The sequence below is a fragment of the Bradyrhizobium sp. i1.15.2 genome, from assembly GCF_040548425.1.
GTDB classification, from domain to species: Bacteria; Pseudomonadota; Alphaproteobacteria; order Rhizobiales; family Xanthobacteraceae; genus Bradyrhizobium; species Bradyrhizobium canariense.
Genome location: NZ_JBEPRQ010000011.1, coordinates 216,674 through 228,418, shown reverse-complemented (window position 1 = coordinate 228,418; position 11,745 = coordinate 216,674). Strand labels below are relative to the sequence as shown.

Genomic DNA, 11,745 nt, shown 5'->3' with positions numbered 1-11,745 from the left:
GCACCATCAGAGGCCGGACAGATGGCAGCATCCGACTACGTGCCGATCTTCCTCAAAAATCGCTTGCATCTCGCGGGGCGTCCACAGATGAGTACGCGCCCCGGTCTTCCGGTTAGATTGAGCGCCTCGCCTGGAATTCGACTTTGCTTCGACTTGGAGTGCACGATGTCCAACACGATGTCCAAAACAATTGCGATCCTCGCGCCCGGTGCCATGGGCAGTGCCGTGGCCCGCCGTCTCGGCGAGCACGGTGCGCGCGTGCTGACGTCGTTGAACGGGCGGAGCGAGGCGACGCGCAAACGCGCGGCGGATGCCGGCATGATCGGCGCCGAGGACGACGCGATCGCGGACGCCGACATCATCCTCTCGATCGTGCCGCCGGGCGAAGCCGTGGCGCTCGCCGAGCGGCTGGCCGGGCTGATCGTCCGGCGCGAGAAGAAGCCCGTCGTGGTCGATTGCAATGCCGTCAACGTCGATACCGTGATGAGGATCGAAGAGATCATCGGCTCGGCACAGGCGCCGTTCGTCGATGCCGGCATCATCGGGTTCCCGCCCCAGCCCGGCGGCAAGAGCCCCGCGTTCTACATGTCCGGCGAGCACGCCAAGGACGTCGCCGTGCTGAAGGATTTCGGGCTCGACGTGCGGATCGTCGAAGGGCCGGTCGGTGCCGCGTCCGCGCTCAAAATGTCCTACGCCGGTATCGTCAAGGGCCTCGCCGGCATCGGCTCGGCGATGGTGGTCGCGGCAACGAAAGCGGGGGCTGCCGATGCGCTGCGCGACGAACTCGCACGCAGCCAGCCCGCGGTTCTGGCCCGCCTCGAAGTCGCGCTGCCGGACATGATCCCGAAGGCCTATCGCTGGGTTGCGGAGATGCGGGAGATTTCCGGCTTTCTCGGCCCCGATCATCCGGCGAGCCAGGTTTACGAAGGCTTTGCGCGCTGGTTCGAGCATCTCGCCGAGGACGCGAAAGGCGACGCGGCGGATACCGATCTGATGAAGGCATTCGCCGCGGGCATCGCGCAGAAGAAATCCTGATTGTCCGGTCTCAGGTCACGGTCATCGATCATGTGCCGTGCACCGAGTCCAGAAAACCCTGGATGTCCCGATCGCGTCTCAAGCGCACGACCGGGACGTCAGCGCCATACTGCACACGCTCGGCCTCGATGACAGGCGCGCGCTCGGTGTCGTAGCGCCACGCCTCCCGCATCAATTTCCAGTCGAATTGTTCGGGACACCCCTCCGGGAGGTCGGGCCGGGTCCTGTCGCGATCGAAGGCGGAGCGCAGGAGAATGCGCCACTGGCAGAGCCAGCGCGGGCGGTCGATGACGACCAGCGCATCGGCGCGCGCCAGCGTGAGATCGAAGGCAAGTCCCGAGAAGCTGCCGTCGACAACCCATGCGTCGCCCGCGATCGCATCAGCGACGCGCGCCCGGAAGCTCGGCTTGTCGGATGGCTTCCATCCCGGCCGCCAGTAGAGCACGTCGAGATGCACCACCGGCAGCCCGAGCATTCGCCCGAGATTCCGGGAGAGGCTCGTCTTTCCGCTACCCTGACAGCCTACGACGATGATCCGGCGCATGATGGGAAGATTTCACAAAGCCAGCCGCGACGAAAGGGGGCACTTAAGAGCCGGGCTTATCCGCATCGTCATTGCGAGCGGAGCGAAGCAATCCAGAGTCCCTCAATGGAAAGATCCTGGATTGCTTCGCTTGGCTCGCAATGACGGGAAGGAGACGGCGCGTGGCCCATCTGTTATTCTTTGTGCGGAAGCGGTCACTCCGCATTGGGAGTTCGAATGAGAGTACTTGTGATCGGCGCGGGAGCGCTCGGAGGCTATTACGGAGCTCGCCTGGTCCGAGCCGGCGGCGACGTGACCTTTCTGGTGCGGGCCGGGCGGGCGGAGCAATTGCGGCGGAATGGATTGCAGGTCGTGAGCCCGCATGGCGACTTCGCCGTGCAGCCGAAGGTCATCCTGGCCAACGATCTCAAGGAAACGTTCGACGTCGTGCTCGTCGGGGTGAAATCCTACTCGCTCGACGATGCGATGGTCCAGTTTGCCCCGGCGGTCGGCGCCAACACGATGATTTTGCCGATCCTCAACGGCTTGAAACATGTCGACGCCCTGACTGCGCGGTTCGGTGCGAGATGCGTCCTCGGCGGGCTCGCGAATGTCAGTGCCGGGCTCGATGCGAATGGCCGTGTCGTTCAGTTCATGGCCAATCAGACGATTGTCTTCGGGGAGATCGAGGGTTCGCTGAGCGAGCGTGTGCTTGCCCTGGAGACGCTGCTGCACGTGCCCGGTATCGACGTGCGCGCCAGCGAAGCGATCATGCAGGACATGTGGGAGAAATTCGTCCAGCTCAGCACGCTCGCCGGCATCACCTGCCTGATGCGCGCGAGCATCGGAGACATTCTGGCCGTGCCGAACGGCGAGCAATCCATCTTCCGGCTGTTTGCCGAATGCTGCGCCGTCGCGACGGCCTCAGGTTTTGAGCCGCGAGCGCCTTTCATCGAGTTTGACCGAAAACTGTTTACGACCCCAGATTCCCCGCTCAAGGCCTCGATGCTGCGTGATATCGAGCGCGGCTCGATCACCGAGGCGGAGCATATCCTCGGCGATATGGCCAACCGGGCCCGTGCACTCGGCATCGACACGCCGCTGCTGGATCTCTCCCGGGCGCATGTGGCGGCCTATGAGATTGGGCGGCAACGAGCGGCCAGCTAACCCGCTCCGATCAGCGGGATCGCTTCATCCCGCTCATACAGATACAGCAGGCATCGCAGCGCCTCGCCGCGCTCGCCCTTGAGTTTCGGATCGTCCTTCAGGATGCGCAGCGCCTCGTCGCGGGCCTGCGTGATGAGCTGGCCGTGCACCTCCGAGCGGGCGATGCGGTAGCCGGGCAGGCCGCTCTGGCGCACGCCGAGCACATCGCCTTCGCCGCGCAGCTTCAGATCTTCCTCGGCGATGCGAAAACCGTCGGTGGTCTCGCGGATCACCTTCAGTCGCGCCTTCGACATTTCGCCGAGCGGCTCGGAGTAGAGCAGCAGACAGGTCGAGGCCTCCGAGCCGCGCCCGATGCGGCCGCGCAATTGATGAAGCTGGGCGAGGCCAAAGCGTTCGGCGTTCTCGATCACCATGATGGTCGCCGCCGGCACGTCGACACCGACCTCGACCACGGTGGTCGCGACCAGCAGCCCGATCTCGTGGGCGGCGAACTGGCCCATGACGCGGTCCTTCTCGGTGCCCTTCATCTGGCCGTGGACAAGGCCGACGCGGTCGCCGAAACGCTTCTGGAGGCTTTCGAAGCGCTTGGTGGCATTGGTTAGGTGCTCGGTGCCCTCGGCCTCGGATTCCTCGACCAGCGGGCAGATCCAGTAGACCAGCTTGCCGGATTCGAGCGCGCGGCCGATGCTGTCGGTGACCTCGCCGAGGCGGCTCATCGAGATGGTGCGGGTTTCGATCGGCTGGCGGCCGGCCGGCTTCTCCCTGAGCTCGCTGATGTCCATGTCGCCGAAATAGGTCAGCACCAGCGTGCGCGGGATCGGCGTGGCGCTCAGCACCAGCACGTCGACGGCCTCGCCCTTTGAGGTCAGCGCCAGCCGCTCGCGCACGCCAAAACGATGCTGCTCGTCGACGACCGCGAGGGCGAGATCGCGAAAGATCACGTCGTCCTGGATCAACGCATGGGTGCCGACGAGCAGGTCGATCTCGCCGGCTTCGAGCTGTGCCAAGAGTTCCCGCCGCTCCTTGCCTTTTTCGCGGCCGGTGAGGATCGCGACCCGCATGCCCGCACGCTCGGCGAGCGGCGCGATGGTCTTGATGTGCTGGCGCGCCAGGATTTCGGTCGGCGCCATCAGGGCGGCCTGCTTGCCGACCTCGGTGACGGCAGCGGCGGCGAGCAGCGCGACCACGGTCTTGCCGGAGCCGACGTCGCCCTGGAGCAGACGCAACATGCGCACCGGCTGTTGCAGATCGCTCGCGATGGCGGCTGCCGCGTCGCGCTGGGAGGACGTCAGCGCATAGGGCAGGGCGTCGATGATCTTGTTGCGGAGGTGCCCGTCGCCGGCGTTGCGCACGCCGGCCGGGCGGCGCAATTGGGCGCGAATCAGGGCAAGGGCGAGTTGCCCGGCCAGGAGTTCGTCGAACGCGAGACGGGACCAGAACGGCTGGTCGGGCAGAATGTCGGTGAGCTCAACCGGCTGGTGCACGCGGGTGAGCGCCTCGGCGATCGGCGGGAAGCCGCAGCGGCGCAGCACCTCCGGGCTGATCCATTCCGGCAGTGCCGGCAGCTTCAGCAGCGCCTGCGCGACCGCGCGGCGCAGCGAGCCGAGTGCAAGGCCTTCGGTCAAGGGATAGACGGGATCGATGCCGGAGAGTTTGGAAATCGCCTCCTCGTCCAGCACCCGGTCGGGATGCACGATCTGCGGGATGCCGTCGTACATCTGGAGCGTGCCGGAGACGAAGCGCTTCTCGCCGATCGGCAGCAGCTTCTCGACATAGCCGGGCTTTGCGCGGAAGAACGTCAGCACGACGTCGCCGGTATCGTCGCTGGCGTAGACGAGGTAGGGCGCGCGCGCATTGCGCGGCGGTGGCGGGCGGTGGCGATCGACGGTGACCTCCAGCGTCACCATGGTTCCCTGCGCGGCGTCGCGGATCTTCGGCCGCGCGCGGCGGTCGATGACCTGGCTCGGCAAATGCAGCAACAGATCGACCAGCCGCGGCGTCTCATTGCGGCTGAGCAGATATTGCAGCAGCTTGTCCTGCTTCGGACCGACGCCGGGTAGGCTGGTCACGGGGGCAAACAGCGGATTGAGCAGGCTGGGGCGCATCAGGCGAACCTAGGATCGTTTTCGCTCGTCATGCCCGGCTTTATGCCCGGCATCCACGTGTTTTTTCGTGTCCCTGCGGCGGCAGCGGCCATGACAAATCGAGGGCTGACAGGGCCCGCCCGAGTGGCTATATCACCCCGGCCCGGCACGTCCGGGCTTTTGGCGTTTGACTGGAATTGAGACATGACGGGAACGACACGATCGAGCGACGGGCTGGACGACCGCCGCAAGCGGCTTCTGTTCCGCTGCTGGCACCGCGGCACGCGCGAGATGGACCTGATCCTCGGCCGCTTCGCGGATGCCGAGATCGGCAATCTGTCCGACGACGAGCTGACGCAGCTCGAGACCCTGCTCGAAGAGGCCGATCCCGACCTCTACGCCGCCATCACCGGCGACAAGGTGCTTCCCGCCGAAGTCATCGGCCCGCTGTTTGCGCGCATCAAGGCGTTTCCGATCGCGGACCGCGACGTATGAAGCAGGGGATGAAATCGCCGGCCGAGCTGCTCACGCCCGGCCGCGCGCTGACGCTTGCCAATGTCGCCGAGGGTGCCGAGGGCCTCGTCGTCTCCGATCTGGCGCGCGCAATCGCGGCGCGGCCGAAGAAGCCGGCCGTCAGCCTCGCGGTGATCTGCCGCGACGGGCCGCGGATGCAGCAGCTCGAACGTGCCTTGCAATTCTTCGCGCCCGATTTGCCCGTGCTGACCTTCCCGGCCTGGGACTGCCAACCCTATGACCGCGTCTCGCCGCATGGCGGCGTCCTCGCGCAGCGCCTGACGACGCTGGCACGGCTGGCGTCCCTGACCGGTAGCGACAAGCCGCTGATCGTGCTGACCACGGTGAACGCCGCCGTGCAGCGCGTGCCGGCGCGCGAGCTCGTCGCGGCGCAGGCGCTGTCGGTCGCGCCGGGCAACGTCGTGCCGATGGACACCATCATCGCCTGGCTCGAGCACAACGGCTACAATCGCTCCTCGACGGTGCGCGAGCCCGGCGAATACGCCGTGCGCGGCGGCATTCTGGACCTGTTTCCGGCCGGACTGGACCAGCCCGTCCGCTTCGACTTCTTCGGCGACAGCCTGGAATCGATCCGCACCTTCGATGCCGAGACCCAGCGCACGCTGCTCGACATGCGCGCGCTCGATCTCGTGCCGATCTCCGAATTCCAGCTCGTCACCGACACCATCCGCCGCTTTCGCATGGGGTATGTCGCCGAGTTCGGCGCGCCCGAGCGCGACGATGCGCTCTACGAAGCCGTCAGCGAGGGCCGCCGTCATCCCGGCATGGAGCACTGGCTGCCGCTGTTCCAGGACCGGATGGACACGCTGTTCGACTACCTGCAGGGTGCGGCGATCGCGATCGAGCCGCAGGCCGAGGACGCCATCCGCGAGCGCTTCAAGCAGATCCTCGACTATTACCAGGCCCGCCGCGATGCGATGGAGCATCCGGGCGGCGGCGCCATCTACAAGCCGCTGCCGCCTGACCGGCTCTATCTGACCGAGGAGGAGTGGGGCAAGCGCGAGAGCGGGATGCCGCTGGTGCGGCTGACACAGTTTTCGGTGCCTGCCGATGGTACCAGTGTGGTCGATGCCGGGGCACGCAAGGGCCGCGACTTCGCGCCGGAGCGCAATGATAACAAGGTCAACGTCTTCGAAGCCGTCGTCGCACATGTGCATGGGCTGCTGACAAGCCGCAAGAAGGTGGTCATCGCGCTCTGGACGGAGGGCTCGCGCGACCGCATGACCTCGATGCTGCGTGATCACAAGCTCACCCCTGTGACCAGCGTCAACAGCTGGCGCACGGTGCAGGCGACCCCGCGCAACGAGACCATGCTTGCCGTGCTCGGCCTCGAAAGCGGTTTCGAGACCGACGAGATCGCTGTCATCAGCGAGCAGGACATTCTTGGCGATCGCCTGGTGCGGCCGCGCAAGGCGAGCCGCAAGCTCGACAATTTCATCTCGGAGGTGACGAGCCTCGCCGCCGGCGACATCGTCGTCCACGTCGACCACGGTATCGGCCGCTTCATCGGCCTGCAGACGCTCGACGTCGCCGGCGCGCCACATGACTGCCTCGAGCTGCATTATGCCGCCGAGACCAAGCTGTTCCTGCCGGTCGAGAACATCGAGCTGCTGTCGCGCTACGGCTCCGACCAGACCTCGGTCGAACTCGATCGTCTCGGCGGCTCCGGCTGGCAGACGCGCAAGGCCAAGCTCAAGAACCGCATCCGCGAGATCGCGGGCGAGCTGATCAAGATCGCTGCCGAGCGCCACCTCCACGAGGCGCCGAAGCTGCCGGTGCAGCCGGGCCTCTATGACGAGTTCTGCGCGCGCTTCCCGTATGACGAGACCGAGGATCAGCTCGGCGCGATCGAGTCCACGCTGAAGGACCTCGAGCTCGGCCGTCCCATGGACCGGCTGATTTGCGGCGACGTCGGCTTCGGCAAGACCGAGGTGGCGCTGCGTGCCGCCTTCGCGGTCGCGCTCGAAGGCAAGCAGGTCGCAGTCGTGGTGCCGACCACGCTGCTCGCCCGTCAGCACCACAAGACGTTCACCGACCGCTTCAAGGGTTTCCCGGTGCAGGTCGCACAGGCCTCGCGCCTGGTGCCGGCCAAGCAGCTCAATCTGGTCAAGAAATGCCTCACCGACGGTTCGGTCGATATCGTCGTCGGCACCCACGCGCTGCTCAGCAAGTCGATCAAGTTCCGCGACCTCGGCCTGCTGATCGTCGACGAGGAGCAGCATTTCGGCGTCACCCACAAGGAGCGGCTGAAGCAGCTCCGCGCCGAGGTGCACGTGCTGACGCTGTCGGCGACGCCGATTCCGCGCACGCTTCAATTGGCGCTCACCGGCGTGCGCGAGCTCTCGATCATCGCCTCGCCGCCGGTCGACCGTCTCGCGGTCCGCACCTTCGTCGCTCCGCACGATCCCCTGATGATCCGCGAGGCGCTGCTGCGCGAGCGCTATCGCGGCGGCCAGGCGTTCTACGTGGTGCCGCGCATCGACGACCTCGCCGAGGTCAAGGACTTCCTCGACAAGAACGTGCCGGAGATGAAGGTCGCGGTCGCGCACGGGCAGATGCCGCCCGCGGTGATCGAGGACATCATGACCGCGTTCTACGACGGCAAGTTCGACATCCTGCTGTCGACCACGATCGTGGAATCCGGTCTCGACATTCCCAATGCCAACACGCTGATCGTGCATCGCGCCGACATGTTCGGCCTCGCCCAGCTCTACCAGCTCCGTGGTCGCGTCGGCCGTTCCAAGCTGCGGGCCTATGCGCTGTTCACGCTGCCGGCGCAGCAGAAGATCACGGCGCAGGCCGAGCGCAGGCTCACCGTGCTGCAATCGCTGGAGACGCTGGGCGCGGGCTTCCAGCTCGCCTCGCACGACCTCGACATCCGCGGCGCCGGCAACATCCTGGGCGAGCAGCAGTCCGGCCACATCAAGGAGGTCGGTTTCGAGCTCTACCAGTCGATGCTGGAGGAGGCGATCGTCAACCTCAAGGCCGGCGTGTCCGAGCCCGCCGCCGATCGCTGGTCGCCGACGATCACAATCGGCATGCCCGTGCTGATTCCGGAGGACTATGTCGGCGATCTCTCGGTGCGGCTGTCACTCTACCGGCGGCTCGCCGACCTCGACAGCGAGGAGGAGATCGAGAATTTCGGTGCCGAGATGCGCGATCGTTTCGGCGTGCTGCCGGACGAGGTGCGCTATTTGTTCAAGGTCGCCGCGATCAAGGCGTTCTGCCGCCAGGCTAATGTCGGCAAGATCGATGCCGGTCCGAAGGGCGCCGTCATCGCCTTCCGAGACAATTCCTTCGCCCATCCCGATCGGCTGGTGAGCTTCATCCGCAGCCACGGCCAGGCCGCGAAGGTGCGGCCCGACATGAAGGTGGTGTTCCTGCAAGACTGGGAGACGCCGGAAGAGCGTCTGGCCGGCACCACCGAGATCATGCGCCAGCTGGCGCAGCTCGCGCAGAGCAAGAAGGCGGCGTGAGCGAGGTGCCGTAGGGTGGGCAAAGCGAAGCGTGCCCACCACCATCGTCAACTTTGGAAAGGGCACGGCGCAAGTGCGCCTTTGCCCACCCTACGGCAGCTCGCGAGGTAATTACGACGCCGCCCGCGACGCGTCGGCCGACAGCCGCCCAAGTAGCGACCTTGCCGTATCCGACGGCGACAGCGAATCCACCGAGACCACGGGATCGCTGCGCATTTCGTGCTTGCCGTTCGACGTGTGCCGCATCACGGCAGAGAGGCGGCGGGCGATCATGTGGGCGGTGCGGAAGTCGGTTTCGGCGAACACGACGATGACCGACCCGTCCTTCTGCGCCACGCCAAAATCCATCTGTCGCATCAGGCGGCTGAGAATGCGCGCGGCATCGAGCTGGGCGCGGGAATTGCCGGGATCGAAGGCGAAGCGTGCGACCGAGAGGCCGCCGCCGCGGGCCAGCGTCTGCTCGACCGCCTTGGCAAAATCGCGGGCAAAGGCCTCCACCGTGAGCAGACCGCTGCGCGGGTCGAGCCAGCCGCCGGCATCCATCGAGCGCAGCGTGCGGCTCAGCTGGGCTTCCATCGCGTGCTGGCGGATCAGGGGCAGCGCGTTGGCGGCGACCTTCGCCGGCTCGCCCGGGATCAGCTCGAGATTGGGCAAGTCATAAGCCTGCGTCAATTGATGCGCGGTGACGACCACGGGCAGGCTGCGGAAGCGAGTGTCCTCGGCGAGCACCGTGAGGAAGGCATCGGTCACGCGGGCGGTAAAACCTTCGGCGAGCACGACGCCGTCGAGGTCGCGGGTGTTGAGATGCTTGGCCGCGGCCTCGATCGAGAGCGCGCCGACGACGCCAATACGCTCGCCTAGCGCAACGGAAAGCGCGGGGTAAGCCGCGCCGCGACCGATCAGAAGCACCGTAGCATCGCGAACGGGATCAGCGTCCGGCAGCGCGACTTTCACCTCGGGCAGCCGGCGCAGCACCGTGGCATGAAGCGTGCGAATCCGTAGCGCGGCGCGAAGCCGTGCGATCAGGCGTTCGGAATGGCCGGCGCGCGAGGAGGAGAAGGGCAGGGCGTTGTGCGGGAGCGCGCCCGCCGCATCCAACGCCACGAAGGGAAGGTAAGGCGATTGCTCGGCGATCTTCCTGGCGAGCAGCGCCAGATGCGGCTCGTGCCCGGCATCCATCGCGGCGAGAACAACGGCCGGCTGCACCTCTTCGACCGCGCGCGTCGCGCCGGCCCAGCCGGTGTCGATCACGGGGAAGAATCGCGCCTCGTCCAGCGCCGCGATGAAGGCCGGCCGCTCGCCATTGGACACAAACAGGATCGGGCCGGCCTGGGACATCGAGAGACTCTGATCACGCGACAGGTGCCGCGCAATCTAGTCCGGCCGCCTTAATGCAGCGTCAATGGAACGGTCGAAATGACCCTCAACCCGGTCCGGAACGGTCGCGAAAAGCTTCGACCATCAGGGGGTTAAGCCCGAGTTCACTGAGCGCCTCGCGGGCGCGGGCATTGTCCTGGGCTCGGCCCGCGAGCCGGTGACCGGAGAGTCGGTCGGGCAGCGCGGTCAGCAGGGCGCCCTGGCCGAGCCGGCGGGCCCATTCCTGGAGGTCGTTGGAGAGGAAGCGGTAGCCGCCGACGGCCATGATCCCTGAGGGCGGCGCGGTGATGCAGATCGCGCCGCTGGGGCGGTCGAGCCGCGCGGCATAGCCGGTATCGACATAGTCGCGTGGCGGCTGCGCGATCAGGGTGTCGCCGGCCGGCTGTGGCGGGGCGTAGGCCGCGATCGGCACCATCGGGCCGCGCAGGCCGAGCGTGCCCTTCGGCGTCAGCAGAATCTCGCCGGCGATCGATGAACCCGACTGCTCGCGTGGCGCGCCGTGCGGTCCCGGCATCACCGGTACCGGCATGCCGTCCTCGCCACGCCGGGCGCCGAACAATCCGGCCTCGCCGAACAGATAGACGTCCGTGAACGGCGCGTGCGGCGCGATCCATGCCTCGCTCGCCGCCACCTGCTCGGGCGCGCGCCACAGGCCGATGACGTTGCGCAAGGTCGGCATCCGCGCCGCCAGATCGGAATCGCCGAGCCGCTGGGCAAATTGCGCCGGTGCGATCAGCACGTCGCATTCGTGCGCGTTGATCTGCTGCTCCAGCACGTCGTTCTCGAACGGATGATGCAGCGCCAGCGTACCGCCGCACAGCAGCCACACCGCGAGCGAGGAGGCGAGCCCTGCGAACGACATCGGCGTGAACGCCGCCATCACGGTCGCGCCCTGCCTGACGTCGGCTTCCAGCGACATCGCGAGCCCACCGGCGATCAGGCTGAAATGCGGTCGCGGCACCGGACGAAAGCCTTCCGCGGTAACGTCGAAGGAGATCATCGCCGCCTTGCGGCCATCCTGAATCACGGCGCGCGAGGTGCCGGGCGGACGGGCCTGCACGTCGTCGAGCGAGGCCATGCCTTCGGGCAGGTTGGTGCCGAAGCCGCAGACATGGCGAATCGAGAAGGCTTCCGCGGCCGCATGCATGGCGAGATCGGCATAGCTGACGCCGTCGACCGTACTCATGGTGACGATGGCGCGCGCCGCGGTGCGGTTGAGAGCGGCGGTCAGTTCGGCATGGCGCCAGAGCAGCGGCAGCACGGCAACGACGAGGCCGGCGCGATGGGCGGCGAGAACGGTGAGCACGAACTCGACCGTATTCGGCAGCTGGATGGCGATGACGGAATTGGCCGGCAGGCCCGATTCGACGAAATAGGCGGACAGCGCCTCGATGGCCGTGTCAGCCTCGGCATAGCTCATCCGCCGCGGCTGGTGCCCGGTCACGCGGAACTTGTTCAGCGGGTCGAGCAGGGCAGTCGCGTGCGGCTGCCGCATCAGCGTGCGCTGAAACAACGTGTCGAGCGTCGGCGATACGGCTGGCTGGTTCAC

At 66.8% G+C, this 11,745-nt stretch carries 8 protein-coding genes; 4 read left to right on the top strand and 4 right to left on the bottom strand.

Annotation, left to right across the window (positions count from 1 at the left end):
* Window positions 1–177 precede the first annotated feature (177 nt).
* A complete protein-coding gene (locus ABIB80_RS21515; RefSeq protein WP_219685577.1) occupies window positions 178–1,035 on the top strand; it encodes an NAD(P)-dependent oxidoreductase in 858 nt (285 codons plus the stop codon).
* 28 nt (window positions 1,036–1,063) lie between these two features.
* Here ABIB80_RS21515 and ABIB80_RS21510 read toward each other — a convergent pair whose 3' ends face one another.
* Complete coding sequence (locus ABIB80_RS21510; RefSeq protein WP_246649581.1) at window positions 1,064–1,510, bottom strand: P-loop NTPase family protein; 447 nt, start codon at window positions 1,508–1,510, stop codon at window positions 1,064–1,066.
* Window positions 1,511–1,795: 285 nt separating this feature from the next.
* Here ABIB80_RS21510 and panE point away from each other — a divergent pair, with 285 nt between their 5' ends.
* A complete protein-coding gene (gene panE / locus ABIB80_RS21505) occupies window positions 1,796–2,725 on the top strand; it encodes a 2-dehydropantoate 2-reductase (protein ID WP_354128246.1) in 930 nt (309 codons plus the stop codon).
* Here the strand turns inward: panE and recG are convergent.
* Entirely contained in the window at window positions 2,722–4,830 is a 2,109-nt protein-coding gene (gene recG / locus ABIB80_RS21500) for an ATP-dependent DNA helicase RecG (protein WP_354128245.1), read from the bottom strand. The two genes, panE and recG, sit on opposite strands and share 4 nt — an antisense overlap.
* Window positions 4,831–5,013: 183 nt before the next feature.
* Between recG and ABIB80_RS21495 the strand changes: the two genes are divergently transcribed.
* Together ABIB80_RS21495 and mfd are read left to right on the top strand one after the other, a co-directional pair.
* Window positions 5,014–5,304 (top strand): FAD assembly factor SdhE, encoded by a 291-nt coding sequence (locus ABIB80_RS21495; protein WP_009859479.1) that lies wholly within the window; start codon window positions 5,014–5,016, stop codon window positions 5,302–5,304.
* Entirely contained in the window at window positions 5,301–8,819 is a 3,519-nt protein-coding gene (mfd, locus tag ABIB80_RS21490) for a transcription-repair coupling factor (protein WP_354128244.1), read from the top strand. The genes ABIB80_RS21495 and mfd overlap by 4 nt, the downstream gene beginning before the upstream one ends.
* Before the next feature lie 111 nt (window positions 8,820–8,930).
* On the opposite strand, the gene ABIB80_RS21485 is transcribed toward mfd, so the two are convergent.
* Together ABIB80_RS21485 and ABIB80_RS21480 are read right to left on the bottom strand one after the other, a co-directional pair.
* Entirely contained in the window at window positions 8,931–10,157 is a 1,227-nt protein-coding gene (locus ABIB80_RS21485; protein WP_007590861.1) for a hypothetical protein, read from the bottom strand.
* Window positions 10,158–10,242: 85 nt separating this feature from the next.
* Window positions 10,243–11,745: a class I adenylate-forming enzyme family protein gene (locus ABIB80_RS21480; protein ID WP_219684368.1), complete on the bottom strand. Its 1,503-nt coding sequence runs from the start codon at window positions 11,743–11,745 to the stop codon at window positions 10,243–10,245.

Excerpts from the sequence above, each read along its gene's own strand:
- ABIB80_RS21515 (WP_219685577.1), top strand. The coding sequence starts at position 178 with ATGTCCAAAACAATTGCGATCCTCGCGCCCGGTGCCATGGGCAGTGCC.
- ABIB80_RS21510 (WP_246649581.1), bottom strand. The coding sequence starts at position 1,510 with ATGCTCGGGCTGCCGGTGGTGCATCTCGACGTGCTCTACTGGCGGCCG.
- panE (WP_354128246.1), top strand. The coding sequence starts at position 1,796 with ATGAGAGTACTTGTGATCGGCGCGGGAGCGCTCGGAGGCTATTACGGA.
- recG (WP_354128245.1), bottom strand. The coding sequence starts at position 4,830 with ATGCGCCCCAGCCTGCTCAATCCGCTGTTTGCCCCCGTGACCAGCCTA.
- ABIB80_RS21495 (WP_009859479.1), top strand. The coding sequence starts at position 5,014 with ATGACGGGAACGACACGATCGAGCGACGGGCTGGACGACCGCCGCAAG.
- mfd (WP_354128244.1), top strand. The coding sequence starts at position 5,301 with ATGAAGCAGGGGATGAAATCGCCGGCCGAGCTGCTCACGCCCGGCCGC.
- ABIB80_RS21485 (WP_007590861.1), bottom strand. The coding sequence starts at position 10,157 with ATGTCCCAGGCCGGCCCGATCCTGTTTGTGTCCAATGGCGAGCGGCCG.